This is a genomic window from Pontibacter sp. BAB1700 (assembly GCF_000277005.1).
GTDB lineage: Bacteria > Bacteroidota > Bacteroidia > Cytophagales > Hymenobacteraceae > Pontibacter > Pontibacter lucknowensis.
Genome location: NZ_AKIS01000160.1, coordinates 1 through 23,902, shown reverse-complemented (window position 1 = coordinate 23,902; position 23,902 = coordinate 1). Strand labels below are relative to the sequence as shown.

28 protein-coding genes are annotated in these 23,902 nt (G+C 49.2%); 20 read left to right on the top strand and 8 right to left on the bottom strand.

The features are described 5' to 3' along the window. The 11 genes from O71_RS17435 to O71_RS17390 all read left to right on the top strand — a co-directional run. Positions 1-374, top strand: a 374-nt coding sequence (locus O71_RS17435; protein ID WP_040574617.1) for a 3'-5' exonuclease, incomplete at its 5' end; no start/stop codon positions are given. Beyond that, on the top strand, positions 371-1,252 hold the full coding sequence (locus O71_RS17430) for a hypothetical protein (RefSeq protein WP_040574615.1): 882 nt from the start codon (positions 371-373) through the stop codon (positions 1,250-1,252). The genes O71_RS17435 and O71_RS17430, both read left to right, overlap by 4 nt. 92 nt (positions 1,253-1,344) lie before the next feature. Continuing rightward, positions 1,345-1,899, top strand: coding sequence for a DUF4287 domain-containing protein (locus tag O71_RS17425; protein WP_007659476.1), 555 nt, complete (start codon positions 1,345-1,347; stop codon positions 1,897-1,899). A gap of 48 nt (positions 1,900-1,947) precedes the next feature. Further along, positions 1,948-2,181 carry a VOC family protein gene (locus tag O71_RS26655; protein ID WP_007659473.1) on the top strand — a complete coding sequence of 78 codons (234 nt, stop codon included), beginning with the start codon at positions 1,948-1,950 and terminating at the stop codon, positions 2,179-2,181. Next, entirely contained in the window at positions 2,178-2,369 is a 192-nt protein-coding gene (locus O71_RS26650) for a VOC family protein (protein ID WP_007659471.1), read from the top strand. The genes O71_RS26655 and O71_RS26650 overlap by 4 nt, the downstream gene beginning before the upstream one ends. 113 nt (positions 2,370-2,482) lie before the next feature. Next, a complete protein-coding gene (locus tag O71_RS17415; protein ID WP_007659469.1) occupies positions 2,483-5,383 on the top strand; it encodes a PD-(D/E)XK nuclease family protein in 2,901 nt (966 codons plus the stop codon). 60 nt (positions 5,384-5,443) lie between these two features. Further along, positions 5,444-6,184: a TonB family protein gene (locus O71_RS17410; RefSeq protein WP_007659467.1), complete on the top strand. Its 741-nt coding sequence runs from the start codon at positions 5,444-5,446 to the stop codon at positions 6,182-6,184. 87 nt (positions 6,185-6,271) lie between these two features. Further along, positions 6,272-6,928 carry an aromatic acid exporter family protein gene (locus O71_RS17405; RefSeq protein WP_007659464.1) on the top strand — a complete coding sequence of 219 codons (657 nt, stop codon included), beginning with the start codon at positions 6,272-6,274 and terminating at the stop codon, positions 6,926-6,928. A gap of 29 nt (positions 6,929-6,957) precedes the next feature. After that, positions 6,958-7,323 carry a hypothetical protein gene (locus O71_RS17400; RefSeq protein ID WP_007659461.1) on the top strand — a complete coding sequence of 122 codons (366 nt, stop codon included), beginning with the start codon at positions 6,958-6,960 and terminating at the stop codon, positions 7,321-7,323. Between the two features lie 232 nt (positions 7,324-7,555). Continuing rightward, the gene (locus O71_RS17395) at positions 7,556-8,173 is read left to right on the top strand and encodes a hypothetical protein (RefSeq protein ID WP_007659459.1); all 618 of its coding nucleotides are present in this window, start codon (positions 7,556-7,558) and stop codon (positions 8,171-8,173) included. Positions 8,174-8,321: 148 nt separating this feature from the next. Beyond that, positions 8,322-9,419 carry an N-acetylmuramoyl-L-alanine amidase gene (locus tag O71_RS17390; RefSeq protein WP_007659458.1) on the top strand — a complete coding sequence of 366 codons (1,098 nt, stop codon included), beginning with the start codon at positions 8,322-8,324 and terminating at the stop codon, positions 9,417-9,419. A 57-nt stretch (positions 9,420-9,476) separates the two neighbouring features. Here the strand turns inward: O71_RS17390 and O71_RS17385 are convergent, their stop codons facing one another. Further along, on the bottom strand, positions 9,477-9,875 hold the full coding sequence (locus O71_RS17385) for a hypothetical protein (RefSeq protein WP_007659456.1): 399 nt from the start codon (positions 9,873-9,875) through the stop codon (positions 9,477-9,479). 227 nt (positions 9,876-10,102) lie between these two features. Between O71_RS17385 and O71_RS25915 the strand changes: the two genes are divergently transcribed. The 3 genes from O71_RS25915 (at position 10,103) to O71_RS17375 (ending at position 12,247) form a co-directional block, all read left to right on the top strand. After that, positions 10,103-10,807 carry a hypothetical protein gene (locus O71_RS25915; RefSeq protein WP_007659455.1) on the top strand — a complete coding sequence of 235 codons (705 nt, stop codon included), beginning with the start codon at positions 10,103-10,105 and terminating at the stop codon, positions 10,805-10,807. Then, positions 10,794-11,351: a cytochrome P450 gene (locus tag O71_RS25910; RefSeq protein WP_007659452.1), complete on the top strand. Its 558-nt coding sequence runs from the start codon at positions 10,794-10,796 to the stop codon at positions 11,349-11,351. Before O71_RS25915 ends, O71_RS25910 begins: the two co-directional genes overlap by 14 nt. Positions 11,352-11,650: 299 nt before the next feature. Further along, on the top strand, positions 11,651-12,247 hold the full coding sequence (locus O71_RS17375; protein WP_040574621.1) for a hypothetical protein: 597 nt from the start codon (positions 11,651-11,653) through the stop codon (positions 12,245-12,247). Between the two features lie 77 nt (positions 12,248-12,324). Here the strand turns inward: O71_RS17375 and O71_RS17370 are convergent, their stop codons facing one another. After that, entirely contained in the window at positions 12,325-13,584 is a 1,260-nt protein-coding gene (locus O71_RS17370; RefSeq protein WP_007659450.1) for an ectonucleotide pyrophosphatase/phosphodiesterase, read from the bottom strand. Positions 13,585-13,756: 172 nt separating this feature from the next. On the opposite strand from O71_RS17370, the gene O71_RS17365 reads away from it, so the two are divergent. Further along, positions 13,757-15,136, top strand: coding sequence for an MBL fold metallo-hydrolase RNA specificity domain-containing protein (locus O71_RS17365; protein ID WP_007659449.1), 1,380 nt, complete (start codon positions 13,757-13,759; stop codon positions 15,134-15,136). 7 nt (positions 15,137-15,143) lie between these two features. On the opposite strand, the gene O71_RS17360 is transcribed toward O71_RS17365, so the two are convergent. Together O71_RS17360 and O71_RS17355 are read right to left on the bottom strand one after the other, a co-directional pair. After that, positions 15,144-15,605 (bottom strand): RES family NAD+ phosphorylase, encoded by a 462-nt coding sequence (locus tag O71_RS17360; RefSeq protein WP_007659448.1) that lies wholly within the window; start codon positions 15,603-15,605, stop codon positions 15,144-15,146. Next, the gene (locus tag O71_RS17355; protein WP_007659447.1) at positions 15,602-16,030 is read right to left on the bottom strand and encodes an antitoxin Xre-like helix-turn-helix domain-containing protein; all 429 of its coding nucleotides are present in this window, start codon (positions 16,028-16,030) and stop codon (positions 15,602-15,604) included. The genes O71_RS17360 and O71_RS17355 overlap by 4 nt, the downstream gene beginning before the upstream one ends. Before the next feature lie 231 nt (positions 16,031-16,261). Here O71_RS17355 and O71_RS17350 point away from each other — a divergent pair, with 231 nt between their 5' ends. The 3 genes from O71_RS17350 (at position 16,262) to O71_RS17340 (ending at position 18,687) form a co-directional block, all read left to right on the top strand. Then, a complete protein-coding gene (locus tag O71_RS17350) occupies positions 16,262-16,975 on the top strand; it encodes a hypothetical protein (protein WP_007659446.1) in 714 nt (237 codons plus the stop codon). 72 nt (positions 16,976-17,047) lie between these two features. Beyond that, positions 17,048-17,770 carry a tetratricopeptide repeat protein gene (locus O71_RS17345; protein ID WP_007659445.1) on the top strand — a complete coding sequence of 241 codons (723 nt, stop codon included), beginning with the start codon at positions 17,048-17,050 and terminating at the stop codon, positions 17,768-17,770. A 38-nt stretch (positions 17,771-17,808) separates the two neighbouring features. Continuing rightward, positions 17,809-18,687: an OmpA family protein gene (locus O71_RS17340; protein WP_007659444.1), complete on the top strand. Its 879-nt coding sequence runs from the start codon at positions 17,809-17,811 to the stop codon at positions 18,685-18,687. A 97-nt stretch (positions 18,688-18,784) separates the two neighbouring features. Here the strand turns inward: O71_RS17340 and O71_RS17335 are convergent, their stop codons facing one another. Then, positions 18,785-19,357, bottom strand: a complete 573-nt coding sequence (locus O71_RS17335) for a cupin domain-containing protein (RefSeq protein WP_007659442.1) — start codon at positions 19,355-19,357, stop codon at positions 18,785-18,787. Positions 19,358-19,527: 170 nt separating this feature from the next. Between O71_RS17335 and O71_RS17330 the strand changes: the two genes are divergently transcribed. Next, positions 19,528-20,481 carry a helix-turn-helix transcriptional regulator gene (locus O71_RS17330; RefSeq protein ID WP_007659436.1) on the top strand — a complete coding sequence of 318 codons (954 nt, stop codon included), beginning with the start codon at positions 19,528-19,530 and terminating at the stop codon, positions 20,479-20,481. On the opposite strand, the gene O71_RS17325 is transcribed toward O71_RS17330, so the two are convergent. From O71_RS17325 to O71_RS26640, 3 genes are all read right to left on the bottom strand, one after another. Further along, complete coding sequence (locus tag O71_RS17325) at positions 20,482-21,015, bottom strand: DUF2062 domain-containing protein (RefSeq protein WP_007659434.1); 534 nt, start codon at positions 21,013-21,015, stop codon at positions 20,482-20,484. A 205-nt stretch (positions 21,016-21,220) separates the two neighbouring features. Further along, entirely contained in the window at positions 21,221-21,856 is a 636-nt protein-coding gene (locus O71_RS26645) for an AI-2E family transporter (RefSeq protein WP_007659433.1), read from the bottom strand. After that, positions 21,856-22,323, bottom strand: a complete 468-nt coding sequence (locus tag O71_RS26640) for an AI-2E family transporter (RefSeq protein WP_007659431.1) — start codon at positions 22,321-22,323, stop codon at positions 21,856-21,858. Before O71_RS26640 ends, O71_RS26645 begins: the two co-directional genes overlap by 1 nt. A gap of 25 nt (positions 22,324-22,348) precedes the next feature. Here O71_RS26640 and O71_RS17315 point away from each other — a divergent pair, with 25 nt between their 5' ends. Next, complete coding sequence (locus O71_RS17315; RefSeq protein WP_007659428.1) at positions 22,349-23,776, top strand: DEAD/DEAH box helicase; 1,428 nt, start codon at positions 22,349-22,351, stop codon at positions 23,774-23,776. Positions 23,777-23,902 lie beyond the last annotated feature (126 nt).

Sequence of the window (23,902 nt, the reverse complement as noted above, 5' to 3'; positions counted from 1 at the left end):
AGACGGGTAACCTCTCCATCTACGAACTCACAGAACAGCTGATCCGGATATTTAACCTGCTGGGGCATAACAACGAGTGCGAATACCTGTTCCGCTTTCTGGACCTGGTACTGGAGTATAGCCTCAAGAACAGCAACAACCTCAACAATTTTTTGGCATACTGGGACGTGCAGAAGGAGAAGCTGAGCATCAACACGCCCAAAGACCGTAATGCCATCACGATCACCAGTATTCACAAAGCCAAAGGCCTCGCCTACCCGATCGTGATCATTCCGTTCGCGGATTGGAGCACGGAGCCGCAGACGCGGGCCCTGATGTGGAGTCGCTTGTCTGACGAGAACAAAGTAATGGGCAAACTGCGCAGTGTGGCGTGAACATCAGCTCCCGCCTGGAGCATACCGAACTGGCCGACCAATACAATACTGAGATAGAGAAAACCTTTATCGAAAACCTGAACATGCTGTACGTGGCCCTTACCCGCCCCAAAGACAGGCTATACCTGATCGGCAACGGGAAGGACCTGCTCGAGGAGCGAAAGGCACAGAAGGCACTGGAAGGAACAGCCAAAAATGTGAGCCACCTGCTCTACCGCTACCTGGTGGCGGAGGGGCTTTGGGAAACCGGAAAACTGTGCTACCAGGTATACGCAGGTCAGGCAACCAAACAGGATAGCGGCAGCCGGGAGATCGGTCCGGCCTATACCCTGGATTACCTGCAGACGAACGACTGGGCAAAGCGCCTCCAACTCAAGCAGCATGCAAACAATGTCTTCGACTTCGAGACGCAGACCGAGCAGCGCATCCAGAACAAGAAACTGCACTACGCCCTCTCCCGCATCCTGACCGCTGCCCAGCTTGACGATGTGCTGCGCCAGATGGTATACCAGGGCATCATCAGTGACCGGGAAAAGAGTACCTTGAAAGAGCGTTTACTCGAAGTCGTGAACCACCCGAAAATCAGCCATTACTTTTCGGAAAAAGTCATTGTGGAGCATGAAAAGGAACTGCTGGATGCACGCGCCTACCTCTATAAGCCTGACAGGGTGGTGTTTGATGGTGATCAGGTAGTGCTACTGGAGTTCAAACTGCCGCCACCATTGGAGGAGCACCGCAACAAACTCGATCATTACGCTGTGCGCTTTAAGCAGCTCGGTTACGAAAAAGTAAAATGCCTGCTTTATTACTTCGATACAGAGGAGCTGTACGAATGGTCCTACGGTGGAAAGAGTCTGCAGATGGGCCTGGCACTTTAAGAAAGTATGATGTATAATGAGTATTATCTAATGACGAATTACTCTTTATCATAAATAGAATAATTACTAATCATTAGTTACACCTTAATCACATGGACAAAGCAGCACAAACCATGATCGACAACCTGGAGAAGAACACAGGTAAGTCACTTGAAGAGTGGATTCAGATTGTACAGAGCACTGGTTTGCAAAAGCACGGTGAGATTGTGAAGTTTCTAAAAAATGATCACGGCTTTACGCATGGTTTTGCTAACATGGTAGCACTCAAAGCCAAAGGCACTGATGCCGGTTCAGCCGAAAATCCGGAAGATCTGGTGGAGAAGCAATACAAAGGAAAAGAGCAGCTGTTGCCTATTTATGAAGCGCTTGTTGCCCAGTTGAAGCAGTTTGGTGATGAAGTCGAACTGGCTCCTAAAAACGCCTATGTAAGTGTGCGCAGCAAAAAGCAGTTTGCCCTGATCCAACCCTCTACTAAAACCAGGCTGGATGTTGGCATTAACCTGAAAGGTAGAGAAGCGGAAGGCAGATTGGAAAACTCTGGTAGCTTTAATGCCATGTGCTCGCATCGGGTGCGACTTCAGAATGCAGAAGAAATCGACACAGAACTGATCGGTTGGCTGAAAGCTGCTTATGAAGAAGCCAGGTAAGGTATAGCATCAGGAAATCAGAAAGTATTTATAGATCAGAGGGATAATATGGAACAGAGAATTACACTCATTACACTAGGCGTCAGGAATCTGCAGCGCTCGAAGGAGTTTTACCAGAATGTCTTTGGCTGGCAACCGCTCGAGAGCAGCACGGAGAGCGTGATCTTCTTTCAGCTGAATGGTCTGCAACTGGCCTGTTCCCACAAGAGTCGCTGGCAGATGATGCTGGCCTGGAGGCTGATGGCAAGGGCTTTAAAAGCTTTTCGCTGGCCTACAATGTGAGCTCTGAAAAAGAGGTGGATGATCTGGTAGCAGAACTTGCAGGCAAAGGCGTTCGTGTACTCAAGCAACCGGAGAAAGTGTTTTGGGGTGGCTACAGCAGCTATATTGCCGACCCGGACGACAACCTTTGGGAAATCGCCTACAACCCCTTCATGAAAATGGATGAAAAGGGAAACGTTTTAAGTTAGATAGTTTAAAAAGTTGATTAAACGATAGAGCCACTGTGTAACCATACACATACAGCAATCAGCAATTCAACTATTCACTAAATCACTCAACAACTCATTCACTCAATAAGATAGTGCAGACCTTCCTTGAGCTTACGGCGAAATACGTTTACGAAAAGTATAAAGAGAACATCAGCGAGCTATGCATCGTGCTGCCGTCACGTCGTGCGAGTTTCTTTTTTAAGAATGCCCTGGCTCAGGCTGCACCCGAGCCGATCTGGTCCCCGGAGGTGTCTGGTATGGAGGATTTCATCACCAAGCTGGCCAAAGTGGATGTGCTGGAGCCGATTAACCTGCAGCTGGAGCTCTACGACCTGATGCGCGAACAGGACCCCAACCTTGATTTCGATCAGTTCATCACCTGGGGCGGCACACTGCTCGACGACTTCAGCCGTATCGACCAGAACCTGGTGGACACTGGCAAACTCTTCGATTATGTGAGCGAGGCAAAGGCACTGGAGCGTTGGGACCCGGAGCGTCTCGGCAAAGACCTGACTCCTGCAGTTAAGAAATATTTCAGCCTCTGGGACAACATCGAGAAGACCTACCACAACTTGAAAAACCACCTGGAGGAGCGCAAACAGGCTTATACTGGTATGGCTTATAAGATTGTTTCTGATAATATCGAGCAACTGGCTAAGTCGCCAGACTGCGCCCAATACCTTTTCATTGGCTTGAATGCGCTCACTAATTCAGAGGAGAAGATTATCCGCACGTTGCTCAAGCACAATAAGGCGGAGGTATTATTTGACTCCGACGACTTTTACATGGAGGAGGGCACGCCTAACCGTGCGGGCAGCTTCCTCCGCAGGTATAAGAGCACCTGGAATTTGCCGGAATGGCGTTGGCAGCAGAACCTGCTGCTCACGGACGAGAAAGAGATCAATGTGATCGGGGTGGCCAATGCCAGCATGCAGGGCAAGCTGGCCGGGCAGCTGATCCAGGAAATCCGCTCACGTGACAAGCATGCGCAGGTGGCGGTAGTAATGCCCGACGAAACGCTCCTGCTCCCCGTGCTGCACTCTATACCTAACGAGGTGCCCAACTACAATGTGACCATGGGTCTCAGTTTTAAAGGCACGCCACTTTACAACCTGATCGACCTGCTGTTCGACGTGCACCTGACCGGCGTAACCCAACTGCAGGAGTCGGGTTACAAGGTATACCAGTACCACCACCTCACGGTGACCAAGCTGCTCTCCCACCCTTTCATCCGCAGGTATGAACTATATATAAATGATCAGCCTGACAAGCCGGAACTCCATGGATTTGTGCAGCGTGTACTGGAGCAGATCGTGCAGGACAACCGCGTGCTGATCACGGCAAACGACCTGCTGAAAATGGGCAAGCACGAGCCGCTCTTTGAAGTGTTGTTTACATCCTGGCGTGACTGCGACGACATCATTGCCTCGCTTTACAGGCTGATTGACCTGCTGCATAAGATGTACAGTCACCAGCCCAGCACAATCGAAACGGAGTACCTCTACATCTTCTATACCATCGTCAAGCGCCTTGATACGATCTTCGACTGCCGCGAGCAGAAGATATCGGTGCGCAGCTTCCGTAAGTTTTTGAACGAGCTGATCGCCCGGCAGCGCCTTCCGTTCAGCGGCGAACCCATCTCAGATCTGCAGATCATGGGTATGCTCGAGACCCGTGCGCTTGACTTTGAGAACCTGATCATCCTGTCGGTGAATGAGAACACACTGCCAGCTCCAAAACGTCATGAGTCGCTGATGCCATTTGATGTGCTGAAGCAGTTTGGGTTGCCTACTTATGCTGAAACTGAGGGGGCCATGGCCTATAATTTTTACCGTCTGCTGCAGCGTGCCAAAACTGTGAACCTGCTCTACGTGCTGCCATCCGATACTTATGGCTCTGGCGAAAAGAGCCGTTTCATTCTGCAGCTGCAGAACGATTTGGCACTGCGCAACCCCAGGATCAAATTCCGCGACCTGACTGCCACGGTGGAGCTGCGTGATCAGAAAAAGTACGACGAGGATATTGTCATCCACAAAGACGCCCAGACGCTGGAGCAGCTGCGGCAGGAACTGAAACGAGGCCTCTACCCTTCACACCTGAACATGTACATCAACTGTTCACTGCAGTACTATTTCAGCCGCATCGCCAAGATCAGAGAGATCGACGAAGTGGAAGAGCAGCTCGGCGCGGACCAGTTTGGTACCATCGTGCACCAGGTGCTGGAGGACTTCTTCCGGCCTTTTGAGCAAGATGGCAAGCCGATCGAGAAACCGCATGTGGAGCAGATGCTGAAGGAGCTTCCGGCGAAGGTGGAAGATGAATTCAAGAAAGTGACACGCGGCGCCACACCGGAGCGCGGCATGAACTTCCTGCTTTTTAAAGTTGCCGTGCAGGTGCTGGAGAAGTATCTGGAGAGTCTGCTGAAATCTGACGACGAACTGCCGCTTTATGTGCTGCGCCTGGAAGATCAGCTGGAAACAACACTGCAGGTGCAGGTGGGCGATGAGCTTATACCTGTGAAAGTGGCTGGCAAAGCCGACCGCATCGACCTGAAAGGAGCAGAACTCCGCGTGATAGACTACAAGACCGGCAAGGTTGAACGCAACCAGGTGAACGTGAAGCCGGATGATGTGGACCTGCACTTTATTACCTCGCCTAAGTATGACAAGGCACGGCAGCTGTGGCTCTACGAGTACATCCTGCAGCGCAACCTGGAACAAAAACCAGAGTTATTGCTTCGTAACGCAGGCCACCTGGACCCGGCACGCATTGTCCCGAAATCAGGTATACTGTCATTCAGGAATCTGGATGCCGGTGTACTCACAGCCGACTTCCCGTTTGAGCAGGCGACCGGAGAGGACTTCATCACTTCTTCAGAGAAGCTGATCACCCGCTTCGTACAGGAACTGCTTGACCCGAACGAGGTTATCAGGAAAACAAAAGAACTGGAAATCTGCCAGTATTGTCCATACCGGGGCATTTGTGCGCGGTAGTCCCCACTGGCCCAAAAAATACGTCGTAATTATTCTCTGACCTTAAACTCTTCTGTTCAATTGAAAAACGCGATCACACTACTTTTCTCTATCTTCCTATTGACAGATTATCAGACGCAGGCCCAACAAAGTGACAGTCTTGCCAATATGGCCTTGGTGCTGCCTGAGGTAGAGATAATTTACAAGCAGGAAAGTCTACCAGCAACTGGAGAGAAGTTGGGTGAAATTAAATTCGCGAAAGGCCGAAATACCCCTTGTGATATTCATGATTTACTGTCTCTGGCAAAAAAACAGGCAGTCGAAAAAGGTGCCAATGCGATCTATGTCACGTCCATCAAGCCACCAGCCAATGGTAGGGGTTGCTTCGCTATAGCGGCAGACTTGTATAAGCTGCAGGAGCCCTATGTATCAACGCCCAACCCTGATTTTCCTGGGAATGTCGCTGTTACCAATAACAATGATGTCTATACCTATACCGAAAGCGTTCCCGAATTTCCCGGAGGTGAAAGTCAGATGCTTGCTTTCATTACCCGAAACTTCAACTATCCAGTCACAGCGCTTCGTGACAGAGTGGAAGGTAAAGTCATAGTTAGTTATGTCGTGCAGAATGACGGTAAGATTGGAAACGTACAAGTGAAACAAGGGGTGAGATGGGACCTGGACCAGGAGATAGTTCGCATCATCACGAGTATGCCTGAATGGGTGCCGGGCTATCAAAATGGTAAGGCTGTGCATGTTGCCTACAATGTCCCCATCAACCTGAGCCTCCCACAACGGAAAAAGAAAGCAGCGAAAGATTAGGTTACCTGCTTCTTCCTGCACAGCATTAGCTATCCTTAGCAAATTTAATAGTGTAGCTCAAAACAATTGATGGATAAATAGACGGTAATGGTCAAAGTTTTGAACATACTGGACAAGATGGGTCTGACCCTGCAGATTGTGAAAACGGCCTTTGCCGCTTCGCTTTCTTGGTTCATCGCCTCTACTCTGCTACAGTCCGAGTACCCTTACTTTGCGCCTATTGCCGCCATCATCACGGTACAGGTGACGGTACTCGACTCTGTGAATAAAGCGACGCAGCGTATAGTGGGCATTATTGGCGGCGTTTTCCTGAGCATGTTGCTTGGGCATTGGCTGAGCATCAATACTTTCTCTATCTTCCTGGTCATCATGTTGGGAATGGGCATCTCAAAAGCCCTGCGCATGAATCCCCAGATCATTTCACAGGTAGCCATCAGTTCGCTACTGGTTTTGGCATTCGGACATACTGAAGAAGGCTATGCTTTTGAACGGATTGCTGAGACGGTGCTAGGCTCAGGTATAGCAGTTATCATCAATGCCCTGATAGTGCCGCAAAATGCAATTCCGGATGTGGAGAGAAGCGTGGTCAGGTATAGCAGGCTGTCAGCTGATACGCTGGTGAGCCTTAGCCGACTGATTGATTCCTCAAGCAAGCGCAAGCAGTTTGGGCGAGCTGAAGTAGACGCCTTATCAGGGAGTCAGCTGACAGCCGGAAAGCACTTGACCTGGCCGAGCAAAGCCTGAAGTACAACCTCCTGCTCACGCACAAGCGTATGACACTGAACCGCCTGGCTGTTCATATAAACAACCTCGAAAGTATTACCATCCAGATCAGAGGTATACGCAGAAGTCTGGCCGATCTGCAGAAAGTTAAGCCCTTCCGTTCGGCGTTCGCAGGAAAAGAGCAGTTGCAGCTCGCCATGGAGGTCACCGCCAACTGCATCGACGCATTTGGACAAAGCGTGGTTGATTCTTCAGAAGAAAATATTGTGCAGCTAAAGAAACTGATGCGGCAGGCCCGCCTGGAGCAGGACCGTTGCCTGGAGTACCTGAAAGACATAAAATCGCCTGAGATGCAGCGGGACGTAGGCAGTATACTAACTGACCTGAAACGAATTCTGGCAGAGGCTGAAAGATAGATTTCAGTATTACTCCCGCTCTTTTATTTACCCCAAAACTTGCGCTACCACTCAAATAAAAAAAATTCTGTCAGCAGGAAAAAAGGTCTTTACAAAGACCAGCAAAGCCCTTGCTGTGGCAATGAGGCATGGAAGAGAAATAATATCTGACTTTTATAATATTATTTAAGCAAAGCATGCAACGTCTCATCGATTATTAGCATCTTACAACTATAAGAAAGCCTATAATCCTATGAAACAGCAGCCTTTATTCAGAGCCTTCGCCCTATTGTGCCTGGCACTTTGTTTCTCTTCCTGTGATAAAGAAGAAGAAATAATACCGGTGGAAGTCATCATGCCATTGCAGGTCGGTAATGAATGGGTATATGAGGTGATAGATTACAATACTGATGGCGATGTTCTTACCACCAGTTCGTTCAGACGGCAGGTGGTAAAAGATACCCTGATCAGCAAAACCACCTGGTATATTTTGAGTAATGGCTCGATCGTACGAAATGACAGGGATGGGTACGTGTACTATAGAAAGGACGCCAAAGAACAGTACATTACTTACCCCAGCCCCGAGATGTCGGGCATCGCTTATGGATACGAGTACCCGAATTATACCTTATGGATTTACCACAGAAGAACATCAGGCCTTGTAGCTGTACCTGATTCACCGCATGCGGACCAGGCACTTGAGTTCAGTTTTGAAAGGCAGACTTCCCAAAAAGCATCCTCCTCGCTGAGCACGACCTGGGTCAAAGAATACGTAACGCCTGATATTGGTATGATCAGAACTGACTGGTACTATGCCGACTCCGACAAGTTGATGCGCCGCTATGAACTCAAGAGTTACCGTGTGAAGTAGAGATGTGCGGGTTCGCATTTAAAATGAATCAAAAATAATGAAGTAAAAAATACGAAGTCCCGTATATAGAGCCTCCGATATTATGCGTTGATCTTGAAACGGGACTTTTATACTTCATACATTTTTAGTAATATCGGATTCTTAACACATGCCGATAAATTTGATTGCATTGCGTACCTCTATTATCACCCTCTTATTATTTTTATCCTCTATCGCCGTTTTCGGTCAAAGCTCTAACCTGCAGGTAGTAGCGATGCCCGGCGACGGAATCTATACCTTATTGCGCCGCCACGGGCTCAATCCTTCCGAGCATCTTCAAAAGTTTGTGGAGATGAATAAGGAGCGATTCGGCAAAGACAACGGCCTCATTGCCGGCAAAGAGTACACTTTACCAGAGGGCGCCACTGCAGCCGAAAGCAACGCTGTGGCTAGCGACAATACACGCGTTGCCACTGAGGTCAGTAAAACACGAAGCGATGTAAGTGCCACCCCAGCCAAGGTAGCTGCCCGCGTACTCGAGATGCCCTTGTTCGGGGAGAAGTATTCCCGTGTGGAATTAAAGTCTTCAAAGCTGCAGGGCGCAGTTTACTATCTGAGCTCCGGACATGGCGGCCCTGACCCGGGTGCGGTGGGCAAGTATGGCAATCACGATCTCGCAGAAGATGAATATGCCTATGACGTCACCATTCGCCTGGCCCGCGTGCTGATGGAGCATGGCGCTACCGTGTACATGATCGTGCAGGACCCGGAAAACGGCATACGTGATGAGGGGATTCTGAAAATGGACCGGAATGAAGTGGTTTACCCAAACAAACGGATTCCACTCAACCACAGTGCGCGTCTGCGTCAGCGCACCGAAGCTGTAAACAGCTTATACCTGAAACACAAGGGCGCCTACCAGCGCATGCTGGCCATTCACGTCGATAGTCGCAGTGAAAGCCAGAATATCGATGTGTTCTTCTACCACCACGAAAACAGCAAGGATGGAGAGCAGCTGGCTAAGAACATTCACCAGACCTTCACCAACAAATACAGACGCTACCAGCCTAACCGTGACTATTCTGGCAATGTGACACAGCGCAGTAGCCTGTACGTGATTAAGTATAGCCATCCACCCACCGTATTTATCGAGCTCGGTAACATTCGCAACGTAAAGGATCAAAGACGTTTTGTGATTCCGGATAACCGCCAGGCCCTTGCCAACTGGATTTATGAAGGCCTGCTGAGCGACTATACACCTCAGTAAAACATGCAAGGGGCAGCCGTACTATGCGGCTGCCCCTCCTTTTTTTTGTGACAAACCTTATTTATTGGGTTGCGCTTTCGCATAATCTACCTTCAGCAGGTTCAGGATTGCATTGCGGTGCGCATCTGCAGACATGGTTTCAGCGTCTTTGTCTACCATATCCTGCGTTCCGATCAACAATTGCCGTTTCACATCGTCATCATCCTTGTCCCGGCTGAAATACAGCGCCACATAGTCGTTTTGGCCAAAGAAGCCTTCCCGTCCGATGCCCATCTCGTTGAGGATACCGTTGAGGGTGTCTACAACTGCTGGCTCTTCGCCGCCTGCCACACCGATGTATTCGAAGCCCGCATCTGTTACATCCTGGTGCCTCGGAAAGGCTGCTAACACTTTCTCCTTAAAATTCCGGTTTAAGTCTTCCTTCTGGAAACGATATAGAATGACGTAGCTATGCATATATTTATATTATTTAAACTTTAACAAATATTATATTATTTAGCTACGGCGTGTTGATGCATTAGTTTTGTATTCAAACCAACCAGCAAATTAGCACTGTCATCATGCAAGGTCTGTTGCTCATTAGTTACAGGTATAGTTGGGCTTTATCGCAGCCTGTGTGTGAACCAGTGAGCAGTCGCGTCGTATCCCTTAGTACTATTATATGCTCTGAAATAAATAAAGCTATGACAAACATTCCGGAAGAGAAGACCCTCGACAGTTCCATCACATTGTTGCAGGAAGGCTTTCCTTTTCTGCATAAGCGTATGCAGCAGTTTAATTCTGATATCTTTAAGACCAGGCTCCTGGGGGAAGAAGTGATCTGTATACATGGGCCGGAGGCTGCTCAGGTTTTCTATGATACAAGCAAGTTTCAGCGGAAGGGCGCTATACCTAAACCGGTACAGAAAACCCTGCTCGGCGAGGACGGGGTGCAGACAATGGACGACGTTGCCCATCGGCACCGTAAGGCCATGTTCATGTCCCTAATGTCGAAGGCAAGTATAAACCACCTGCTTGCACAGTGCGACAGGGCCTGGCGAGCCTATGTCACCAAGTGGGTGAATATGCCGGAAGTTGTATTGTTTGAGGACGTGCAGGAGATCATGTGCCTGGGCGCCTGCGCCTGGGCAGGAGTGCCGCTGAAGCCAACAGAAGTGCGGCAGCGGGCGCAGGATTTTACAGCCATGGTGGATGCCTTCGGAGCGGCTGACATGCGTCACTACCGCGGCCGCAAAGCCCGAAGCAGAACTGAGAGCTGGGTCGGGAGCATCATTGAGCAGGTACGGAAAAAGAAACTACATCCCGATGAAAACTCCCCACTCTACATAGTAGCCTGGCACTACGACACAGCTGGTAAACTGCTGAGCAAAAAAGATGGCAACCGTTGAACTGATCAACCTGCTGCGCCCTATTGTAGCCATTGCCTATTACGTAGCCTTCTCCGCACTGGCATTGCACAAGCACCCGGAGTATTTGGAGCGTCTCAGACAGCCAGACGGACGTTTCCGTGAAATGTTTGTGCAGGAGGTACGACGCTTCTACCCTTTTGCACCATTCCTGGGTGCCCGTGTCCGGAACGAGTTTGATTGGGGAGGCAATCATTTTAAAAAAGGAAAGCTGGTACTGCTCGACGTTTACGGCATGCTCCATGATCCGCGACTTTGGGAAAAGCCTGAACTTTTTAAACCGGAACGCTTCGCAAACTGGCAGGGCAGCCCCTTTGATTTTATACCGCAGGGAGGCGGAGAGTTCGAACTCGGCCACCGATGCGCCGGCGAGTGGATCACGATTGAGGTGATGAAACAGGCGCTGGGATTTCTGGTGAATCACATCTCTTATGAGGTACCTCCCCAAAACCTGTACTACAAGCTCGACCGTATGCCGACATACCCACAAAGCGGTGTGATCATCAGCAATATCAGGCGAATCTAAATTTGCAATTTTCCTTCTATTTGTCACAGCCATGTCAGCTACCGCTTTGTGCAGTAGCTGACATGGCTGTTTCTACACTGTGCCAAAGCACCTTTACTCAAAATATTGCTTCATTCGCTAATGAAAAGCTGAACTCTAGTACAATTTGATTGTTGGTGTCATCTCGCTTTAAATACGTCTTTGACAGCTGCAAAATGGCTAAAAAGCTGAAACACAAACAAAAGGCTATCTCCTCCGTTAATATTTATAACACACTACTAGTTAATTAAGTACAATTTAACACATTAAACATGACTACTATGAAACGAATTTATCTACTATCAGCTTTAATTATTTTTTTGTCAACTAATGTTTTTGCGCAGGATGTTGAAGACCTTCCCCGGCCTCAAACATCAGCCCCGGTAGCTAGTGATGCTATACAACAAGGAAATTGGATTGTTGGCGCAAGTATTGCCAATGTTGGTCATAACTTCAAGTCCAAAACCTTCAGCTTGGATTTAACTCCTAGAGCAGGCTATTTTATCAGTGACAATGCAGTGATTGGTGCTCAGGCGCAGTTAGGTTTGTCTATCTACAGTGGTGGCGAATCGTTCCGATATGGTGTGACACCTTTTGTACGCTACTATTTTCCTGAGGGAGCCTCTCCTACCGGCAGATTTTTTGGTGAAGCCATTGTAGGTATAGCTGGCAGTTCTGAAGAAGACAGTGATGGAGATTCCGTTTTTTCACGCGTATATGGTGTTAGCGGTGGCTACGCGTATTTTGTAGCAAGAAACGTAGCACTGGAAGGTATGCTTAACCTGGTCCGCAGCAATGCTAACGTAGACTTTGGAGGATCAGCAACTGGTCTTTCCATTAGTCTTGGTCTGCAGATTTATCTGCCTGCAGGTAATTAAGACGCTATATTTAAAGTGAAGCCCGCTCCAGTTCTCTGGAGCGGGCTTCACTTCTTTAAGTCCGACATGAATTATGCTCATTGCAGTACTTTCTCAACCAAGTGCCTGCTGCCGTCAATTTTATGCTGGTAGGGCAACCCCAGTATTTCAGCGATAAGCGGATATACATCCACGTTTTCGAAAGTATCTACTTTTACGCCTTGCTTGAAAGCGGGCCCCCAGGCATAAAAGGTAGCATGCATTTCTTTCACTTGGGTGGCATCATAACCATGCTGACCAGGTGAAGGCGGTCGTGACGAAAAGTGAAACACTTTTGGTGCATCGGACAGCAGCAGGATATCGCCCACACGGCCATACCTGTCGTCCTTTGCTCCGTAGTGCAGGTGTTTTGGCATATTTGATTTCTTATATACCTGATACTCCTTTGCCTCTTTCTTCAGCTTCCGGTAAGTTGGCTTCACAGCTTTCTTATCCTTAGCATGTAACTCCACGACCATACCACCTCCTGACACCATAAATTTCGCTGTATCAATAGCCGCTGGCATAGGCAGCGTATTTTGGGTATCTACTGCGAGCATACCATGGTCTGACACGAACACGTAATTCACCGGCAGTCCCGTTTTGGCCACCGCCTCAGTCAGCCTTTGCATGTGTTTGTCCAGCTCCAGTACAGCCTCTTTTGTCTGTGGGGCATCAGGACCATAGCGGTGGCCGGCATGGTCTACCTCCGGCAGGTAAAACGTGATGAGGTGCGGGCGCTTCTCAGCAGGCAAACAGAGCCAATCTACTACCGTCTGGATGCGGCGCTCGATGGGCATCACCTCACTGTACTGGTAGTGATACGTAGGCAGTATACCTTGCACAGGCGCCTCAGAGCCTACCCAGAAAAAACTGGCCGCTACCATTTGCTGCTGTTCGGCCAGTACCCAAAGTGGTGTTCCCCCATACCAGCTGCCATCTTCCACTTTGCTGCGGTCGCGCATGCTGTAGTGCTCCTTGCGCTGCGGGTCGTAAAAATAATTGTTGATTAATCCGTGGCTTGCCGGGTATAGCCCTGTCACAATGGAATAGTGGTTGGGGAATGTTTTGGAAGGAAAGGCCGGCAACATGGAGGCAGCCTCTACTCCTTCTGATCGCTTCGACTTCAGGAATTTAGCGTCAAACTTATCTGCATAATCATACCTGAAACCGTCGGCTGAAATCAGAATGACGTAAGGTTTTTCCTGTTGCGCCGGGCTGTTATACCTGTCATGGATGACACGCTGCACCGTGTCTACTTGTGCGAATGCCAGTCCATGCCAGAGCAGGTAAACCAGCAATACAGAAATCTTTTTCATGGTGCGAAGATACGCTAAAACCTGTGTAGCAACCAGGCCAAGGCTTTATTTTAATGTTAAGACACTAAGCTATACCCGTATAAAAACCAACCGTAAATTATCTAAAAGAGACATTTGTCATTATTCAGCAGCTCAGGTTTGTATACCTTGCCTCACCATAAAATCAAAACAGATGCTACACGAAATCCCTCCTTTCACACTGACCTTCCTGGGCGGCGCAGGTACGGTTACCGGTTCTAAAATGCTGCTTAAAACAGATAGACACCAGGTGTTAATTGACTGCGGTCTGTTTCAGGGGCTCAAACAATTGCGCCTGCTCAACTGGCAGGACCTGCAGTTGAATGTGGAAGAGTTGGATGCCATCATTCTGACACACGGTCACCTGGACCATTGCGGCTATCTGCCTGTACTGACAAAGAATGGTTACAATGGCCCGATTTATGCCACCACTCCCACCCGTGACGTAACAGAAATAATACTCCGCGACAGTGCCAAGATACAGGAAGAGGACGCCGCTGAAGCCAACAGAAGAGGTTATTCAAAACATACCCCCGCCAAGCCCCTGTACACCTCCGAGGATGTGGACATCACGATGCCACTCTTCGAAACTCACGACGACAATGAGTGGGTGATCATCAACGAGGACTTCAAGTTCTGTTTCCGGAAAAGCGGGCATATACTGGGTTCTGCCTTTATAGAACTCAAGTGTAAAGGGCGCAAAATCGTTTTCTCGGGTGATATCGGCAGACGTCAGCCGCTCCTGATGGACCCACCCGCCATTATCCGGGAGGCAGATTACCTTGTGCTTGAATCTACCTATGGCGACAGGCTGCACGAGCGGGCTTCGGCTTACGAGGAGTTGCAGGCCTACGTGAATCATACCGTTGAGAAAGGTGGCGTGCTGGTGATCCCTAGCTTTGCCGTGGAGCGGGCACAGGAACTGTTGCTTATACTGAACACGCTACGGGAAGACCGCAGCATACCGCCTATACCTATCTACCTCGACACGCCGATGGGGATTGATGTGACGGAGCTATACCTGCACCACCGCGATTGGCACAGTCTGAGTGATGCGGAGTGCCGCACCATGATGCACAATGTGCACGTGATCCGTGACTTTGAGCAAACGCTGCGGGTACTCGATAAACCAGGGCCGAAGATCGTCATTGCCGGCAGCGGGATGGTAACCGGCGGACGGGTGCTCTACTACCTGCAGCGACTGCTGGATGATGCAAAAAACACGGTGCTATTGGTAGGCTATCAGGCACCCGGCACCCGTGGCAGCCTGTTGCTGAGCGGTGCGACTGAAATTAAAATGCAAGGCAATTACTATCCGGTGCGAGCCGAGATTCAGCAGATATCTTCTCTCTCAGCGCACGGCGACCAGGCCGAATTGCTCTGGTGGATTAGCCATCTGAAAAACGCTCCGATGCAGGTATACCTGAATCACGGGGAAGCACAGGCGCTGGAGGCGCTTCGGCTAAAAATAACAGACACACTGGGCTGGGGCTGCACAATTGCCGAGATGGGCAAGACCTATGAATTACACTAAAATCTGATTATTTGATAAATAGCCGCTTGTCAAATACAAAAGGCTCTGTCTTGATGATGCGTACTTTCTGGAAATCAGGGTGGCGTGGGTTGACCAGGTAATTAAATGTGCCCTGCACGGTGGCGGAGGGAACCTTTAGTATAAGACTTGCACCTTCCGCTACGTAACGGTCCCCTATCTTCTGGGTGGCATTGCTGTGCGGGAATGATTTCCAGGAAGCCGCCAGGTCTTTTTCGTGTACTTCCCCTAAAGGGCCACTATCAGGTAGTTCAATTGTAATAAGGTGGTAGTCCTTGGGCACAATACCCAATGGCATATGCACGGCTATCTCCACCGTACATAGGGCAATGGATTCGCTGGTGTAAAGCACAGCTGTGCCTTTGCTGTTCCAGCGGCCTCCTGCCAGTTCAGCGCCTTTGCCAGACAGGTCATTGCAATACAGTTTTCTGCTGAGGCGGTATACGATCATGCCAGCACACCATGCTCAATGCGGGTCAGTTCATCGCGAAGCAGCCCAATGCCAAACGTGCTGTCAAGCAGTTCTTTCGGGCGTATACCTCCGAGTGCCACATTTTTTGCCTCCAGCCAGGCGTCAAAGTCTTCTTTCTCGCCGAATACCTCCATCCCTTTGTTATACACTAAGGTGATCTCAAGAATTTTCTCGGAGTGCAGTGGATCGAACTTGCGCTGCTCTTTTTTGTAGCGCTGAAAGGTACGCTCTGACAAGTGCAGAAACTCTGACCACTCTCCTATGCTAAAGGGAATTTTGTTGGCGATGTTCTGAAAGGTGGCATACTTTATACCTTCACGCACGGTCGTGATCAACATGAAAACATCCCGGTCATCGATCAGGCTATAGTTGATGCCGCTGTTTATTTTAAGTGCTTTGCCCATTGTCGTTTCCTTTTTTCAAATATACGCAATCTGTCGTAGAATATACGACAAGTTGCGCAACATATTTTAAGCTTTTCCTGATTAATCACATTAACATGCCATATGCAGTCACAGAATAGGGCTATACCTTTGTCTAAATGGATAATAATACCAATGTTAGTTTGGGAGCGGAAAGAGAGGCACTAATCCAGCCGTAACATCGTTTGAAGCCAGAACCAAGCTCTATTACCCATGCGAAGCCAATTGATCGCTTTCGGACTATTTATAACAGGCACCATGGCCGCCTGCACTTCCCAAAACGCCATTACAGAAAACAGGCAGTCGCCCAAGCCTGAACTCACCCTGACTGATGTCATTCCTGCAAAAAAAACCCTGACACCTGAAGAAAGGCAGAAGCAGAAGAAAACCCTGGACACGGATGCGAAGCGGTTCAAGAACCGTAAGGCAGCATCGGCTTACTATGTGTATCAAGCTAAGCGCAATTTCAATGAAGAAAAAATAGATTCAGCCGGTCTGCTACTGAACAAAGCCTGGCTGATGGATAGCACCAACAACGAGGTATATTGGGCTTACGGGCTCGTATATGGCCAGCAGAAAGTGTATGATAAGGCACTCTTTGTGCTCTACCATGCACTGGAGAAAGACCAGCACAATCCACGCTTGCTGACCGACCTGGCTACCAGCCACCTGGGTCGTTTTTATGCAGAAAGTAATCCCCAGGATCTGATGCAAAGCAAGAAGCTGTTGGAAAGTGCCGTGCGCTACTCCCCTAACGCAGCCGACGCCTATTACAAACTTGCTATCAGCCACTATTACCTGCAGGAATATGGCAAGGCGTGGGATTATCTGCACAAGAGCATCAGCAAAGACAAAGCCATGGCGGATGCCACCTTCATTGCAGCCCTGCTGGAAAAGCAACAGGATCCCGCAGGCAAATACGAGTAAATGAAAGGACAGCATTTGTTATTTCAAGACAGGTGGCGTATTTTTAAACCAAGAAGGATTTACCTCACCTAGTTGATACCATCACATGAAAAGAATTTTCCTGGCCGCGGCCACTATTTTACTAAGCGCCTCCATGGCCTTTGCGCAGGAGCAACAACCTGCTTTGCACCCGAAAGTGCTCCCTATGTTTGGCAGGTAGCCAAGACGGATGCCCAGCAGAAGGCCGATGAAAAATTCCTCACCAGTTGCGATAAGAACTTCGAGAGCCGCAGGGAGGCCAGTAACTTTTTCATGGACCGTGGCTGGGAGTTCCTGAATGAAGGACAGGTAGACACTGCCGTATACCGCTTTAACCTGGCCTGGCTCCTGAATCCAGATAATTACAATACTTACTGGGCTTTCGGTCTGGTAGAAAACAGCCGGGGAAATACACGCGATGCGATTGGAATGTTTGATCGTGCGCTGAAATACCAGCCTAACAATTCGCTGTTGCTGTCGGATGTGGGAGCAGCCTATCTGCAGCAATTTATTTCTGACAAAAAGAAGAAAAACCTAAAGCAGGCAGCAGCCTTTCTTGACCGCTCCTTAAAGGCTGACCAGAATAACGCCTTTGCACTGGCAAATCTGTCGCAGGTATATTTCCATAATAAGAAATACGCTGAAGCCTGGGATTACCTGCACCGCGGCCGTGACCTGAACATGATGTCGCTTGACTACAACTTTCTGTCAGAACTGATGGCTAAAATGCCGGATCCGAAAGGCATGTTCCGTATCGAAACCGAAGCCGCTAAATAAATACAATACGTAAGCACCATCCAACCTTAAAGATTGACATGAAAAAGAATTTCTACAGAGCTTCCCTCTTCCTTTTGATCGGAAGTCTTTCGCTTTCTTCCTGCGTTGTTTCAAAAAAGAAATACGAGGACCTGATGGCCCGCAAAAATGCCCTGGAGCTGGATAAATCAGATTTGGAGCAGCAGAAAAGCACCCTGGAGCAACAGAAGTCTGCCCTTGAAACTGAAAAAGCCCAACTGGAGCAGGAGCGCGCCGAACTGGAGCGCCAGAAAGCAGAGTATCAGCAGAGCCTGCAACAGGCCCTGAAAGAGGGTAAGGCACTGGGTGAAACGCTGAACATGAACAAGTCACAGATCGACAAGCTGAACGCCGACCTGAAAGCCCGTGAGCAGCGTCTGGCCGAACTGCAGCGCATCCTCGACGAGAAAGACAAGGCTGTGAACGCCTTGCGTTCTAAAGTAAGCAATGCCCTGCTTGGCTTTAACGACAAAGACCTGACCGTTAACATCCGCAATGGCAAGGTATACGTGTCGCTGGCAGAGCAACTGCTCTTCAACTCCGGCTCTACCAAAGTGGACCCTAAAGGTGTTGAGGCACTCAAAAAACTGGCTACCGTATTGAAAGAACAGCAGGACGTGAACGTAGTGGTGGAAGGACACACGGATGATGTGCCGATCGCTCGTGGTACCGTAGGTATGCAGGACAACTGGGACCTGAGTGTACTTCGTGCCACTGAGATCACCCGCATCCTAACACAGGCAGGTGTTCAGCCCGACCGCGTTACACCGTCTGGTCGCAGTCTGTACGTGCCACTCGACAATGCCAAAACAAAAGAGGCGCGCCAGAAGAATCGCCGCACTGAGATCATCCTCACGCCTAAACTGGACGAACTGTTCCAGATTCTGGAGTCAGCTTAAGCAAGCGCCATACCTTGTATACAAGAGCCAGTTCCGTAATGAAACTGGCTCTTGCGCTTATAGGCGTTTCTTAAACGTACAAAAAGCAACTTTCCTGCTATGCTAGCTGCTCTGCAACTTGTGGCAGATAATACTTTTCAAGGTCTTTGTGTTTCCCTCGTCTCCGGGCTTCTTTGGCAAGCAAACCCGCTAACCATATTTGGAATCGGTGTGGCAAACCAGCTGTATAGGATTCACCCATATGAAATAAAAGCGCTGTATGCCAGAAACTTTTCGGAATGCCGTTTGCCCTTGTAAGTCCATCATGCGCCAAACCATAGGCTATGCGTAAAGTTGCTTCAAACTGGCGGGCAGGCTTCACTGTGACAAGGAATACACATTTCCTGCAAGTATCTTTATTATAGAAGCGATGCAGGACATGCTTTGGTGCCACGGCTTTGTCACCTGGTTGAAGTTGGATCCGCTGCTTGCCTAGCTGAATACTTAGCGTTCCCTCCAGTACTTCAAACTCCTCCTCAAATGTGGTATGGTAATGCAATCCATTTCCCCCTTTAGGCCCCATCACCACCTGCACTAGCAGATAATCACCATCCGTATCAGCGGCACTCTTTATAATGGTTACATCATAGCCTCCCAATGTACTTTTTAACTCTCTGGATAATTCTTTCATAGTAATACTATAAATATTATGGGTATATTCGTATTGCAAAAGTATAGTACTCACGCTAACTACCAGCTACGCAATAGGGAGCGGCATCTACGAAAAAAGGATTATCATGCGATGATTGAAGGGGCGTTAGAGTTTTCCGGACTATGCGGATAAAGATTACTGACAGCAATTTGAATGATCTGCTGCTGTACCAAAACCAGCTTGCAGGCAGCCAGCATACATCTCAGGTTGCTGCATCTCAACATGTCCAGGATCCGCAGCTAGGCAAGTTTCTGCAACGGTACATTCACTTTGAGCATTTCAATATAGCACAGCTTTGCTGGCAACTGGACCAGGAACTAGAACTGCAGACAGATCGACTGGAAGCAGGCATCAATATGAACTTCATGTTGAGTGGTGGCATCTACTCAGAGTTTGAGACCTTACCACAGCCTGTCCGCCTGAAGCCGATGGAACATAATTTACTTTTTACCTGCGACTCAAGCGGCACGCACCTTTTCCCAACAGGCACCTTGCTGCACAATCTACATGTAAGTCTCTCAACTGAATATTTTAAAAGTATCTGCACAGAAGAGTTCCGGCTTTCTGATCTCTTGCTTAACAGCATTGAGCGGCAATCTCCTATCCTGGCATCTGCACATAATGGCAACATCACCAGCCATATGCTGCAGACGATCAAAGGCATTTTGGAATGCCCTTTTGAGGGTGCAGTGCAAAAGCTATATTTGGAGGGAAAGGTACTGGAGCTGTTGGCCTTGCAGTTCGAAAACTTGCAGAGTACGAAAGAGAGAGAAACCAGGGTATTGTCAAAAGATACGGCCCTGGCAGAAGAGATTCGGCTATACCTGGAGCAGCACTATATGGAGTTAGCCAGTTTGCAGCAGCTTGCCAAAATGTTCGGAACAAATGAATACAAGTTGAAGAAGGTGTTTCGGGAGCGGTTTGGGAGAGGTGTGTTTACTTATGCGCAAGAGCTCAGACTTGTACATGGGCTGGATTTACTGACTTCAGGTGAGAAAAACGTGGCTCAAGTGGCCGAATTATTAGGTTACAGCCATGCAAACCATTTCACGACTGCATTCCGAAAGCACTTTGGCTATCCACCGTCGCGTGTACGCAAGTAGCTAGGCCTGATGCTCTGGTACAGCTTCTACAACTTCAGGAACCTCAAAGACTGTGGTTGTTGGTTTGGGCATAACCCGCTTAAGCAAGGGAAGTAACGTCAGGTAGAGCATCCCTCCCACAGGTACAGCCAGTATAGCCCAGGCTGATACAGCTGCTAAGTTGGCTATCCAAAGTTTATTCAGTGCAGCGAGCCAGTCCATTTTGAACATCGCTATCATCTCATCAAGCGTCAGCTTCAGCTCATCCAGCCCAAACATGAAAATGCCCATCTTGATAAATGGGATGATCAGTAACAGCTGTAGCGGGTGTACCAGGTAACTTACAAGTACCGTGGCGGCGATGTTTAGCCTGAAACGGGCAGCAAGGGCAGTTCCCATCACCGTCGTAACGCCCAGGGCTGGCAGTATACCGACCACAGAACCGAGCGCAACCGTAACAGCCAGCTTATGCGGCGTCATACCCTGACGGAGCAGGTTAAGCACAGGCTGTGCAATGCGGCGCTTGAAAAATGCGGTGATGATAGAGGTAGACAAACCTTGGCTAAATTAAAAAGATGTTGGATAACAGGACTATAGAGAAGACGCCCTAAACCTGTAAAGAGTTGCATGCGCTGCAGCATAAATTATGCCTGAATCTCTTCAAAGATTAATACAGGAGTACTTGCAAAAGTAACCTCCTGAAGCTTGCTTTGTTTTGCTTATTTTAAAAAGAAAAGAAGAGCACTAAAGCAGTCAGTATTTACTTCCTGAGATGCAGGAAACGGAGAATTTTGTCTATTGTGAGTGAATGTTCTTCTGTGCCATCTGTTCCCAGCAAAAACGAAAAGGCTTGCAGCTCGGGGGTGTGATCAAAGTATATTTTGAACATACCTACAATTGGCACCGCCACAAACATCCCCGGTAGCCCCCATAGCATACCTCCTATAATAATACTAAGGATCGTGAAGAGTGGATTGATGTTCACCCGGCTGCCCGTGATATTGGGTGTGAGGATATTGTTTTCTGTGAACTGCACAGCCAGAAAGAAGAGCAGTACGGCAAGGGTTTTCTGCGGATCTCCCTGCACCACCAAGGTATAAAGCAGCGGAATGGCGCCACCGATCAGCGTGCCAAAATAAGGGATGAAGTTGATGAAGGCAGACACGATCCCCAACAGGATGGCATACTCCACACCGATAATGAGCAGGCCGGTCGAGTTGATAACGCAGAGGATCAGGATAACGATCACTACTCCTCCCATATAGTGCTTTGTTACATCTGATACCTCATCGATCATCACCTTGACCTTTCCGTGTCGATGCGAAGGCAATGCTTTCAACAAAAAGCTCTCGAATTTATTTCGGTAGTAAAGCATCAGGAAAATATACACCGGCATCAGGCAAACTTAGTAATGGTACTAGTAGTAGCCAGCAATATCTCAGCAATGGCTGAACCACTCAGGTCAAGCGCATTGTTCACCTGAAGGCGAAGCCAGCGCTCGTTGGACTGGTTGTCATCGCCAAACTTCCGGTCAATATGCGCTTGCAACTGATCGATGTTGAGCAGGGCCTTTTCTTTCAATTCTGGAAAATCTGTCAGGAATACCGAGAGCTGCTTGTAGAGTAGTACCATCAGCCCGGCAAAAAGGGCCATGGCAGTAATAATGGTCGCAAAGTTGGCCAGCAGCCGGGGAATGCCCCATTTTTCCAATTGCTTCACGACTGGGTATAGCAAGTAGGCAAACAGCAAGGCCATTACCAAAGGATATAGAAACTCCCGTGCCTCCACCAGCACATAGACCAGTAGCACTAGAAAAAGTAACCAATACGTCAGCTTCTTTATCCTTTTGTAATCGTTTGCCATAATCTTCTTACTGAAAAAATAGGAGATGGGATATATTGGAATCCGTACCTTTGCGCTTCACGTACGCATGCCTATGGCTTCTTTTGATCAACTGGGACTCTCCCCTGCGCTGTTAGAGCGCCTTGCTGAGTTAGAATTTCACACTCCTACTCCCATACAACTTGCCGCAATACCCCCGCTTCTCAAAGGGCAGGACGTAGCCGGACAGGCCGAGACAGGCAGCGGAAAAACAGCAGCTTTCGGTTTGCCGCTTTTGCAGCAGATCGATACAAACAAGCAGGTAATTCAAGCGCTTGTGCTGGTGCCCACCCGCGAGCTGGCTGTACAGGTACGTCATGAACTAAAGCAACTCGCTCAGAAGATTGATAACCTTAAGATCAGCGCTTTTTACGGCGGACATTCTTTTTCTCAGGAGCGGGCCTCGCTGGCTTTTCCGCCCCAGGTACTGGTGGGTACACCCGGTCGCTTAACGGATCACCTCTACCGCCAGACCGTTGATTTTGGTCAGGTTCGCATGCTGGTGCTCGACGAAGCCGATAAGCTCCTGGAAATGGGATTTGCTGATGAAATTGATCAGATACTGGAGGCTATACCTAAGAAACGACAGGCAGTCCTTTTCTCGGCCACCATGCCCGAGGAGGTAAAGACACTGATTACGGACTCGCTCAAGAACCCGCAGTTTGTGCAGGTGTCGCCAAACGCTATACCTGATCAGGTGCGGCTAACAGGTATAAAAGTTACACAACCGGACAAGCAGCAAGCCTTGCTGCATCTGTTACAAAGCATAAACCCGGCAGGTACGGTCGTGTTTTGCAACACGCGTGGTGCCTCCGACGATGTGGCGGCCATGCTGGCCAGGCACGGCTTTGGAGCCCGTTCCCTGCACGGCGGCATGGAGCAGCAGGACCGCGACAAGGCCATGACGCTTTTCCGCAATGGGACTACGCAGGTACTGGTCGCCACCGACCTCGCAGCCCGCGGACTCGATATTGCCGCGCTCAAAAACATCATCCACTACGAACTGCCAGACGACGAAGCCGCCTACCTGCACCGCAGCGGACGCACTGGCCGTGCCGGTCGAGGCGGCGAGGTCTATACCTTCGCCACCACCCGCGACGAGCAAAAGCTGCGTGACTGGGGCCTGGTGCGCATGGATGAATGGCTGAATACCGCTGAACTCACTGCACGCGTTGAGAAAGCTGAACCGGAATCCACCGAAGCCTTTGCCACCCTTCATATCAATGCAGGTAGAAAAGACAAGCTAAGCCCACGCGATATTGTGGGTGCTCTGATTGCCGCCGCCGGACTCAAAGCTGACCAAATCGGTCGCATAGAGGTGCAGGACAAAGCCAGCTATGTGGCTATACCTGCCGATCGTGCACAGGAGATTGTAGAGGCGCTTTCGACTGGAAAGATCAAAGGCAGAAAATTCCGGGTAGGGTTAGTGAAGTAAGGTAGAATGTAGGGACAGGTCGCGACCTGTCCGAATCGTGCACATGATATTCTGCCGCCCTCGCTCGCGTGCCGCGAGTGTGAGCTATCTGGCGGACTCTGGCCGCTACTGTATGTGCCTCTAGGC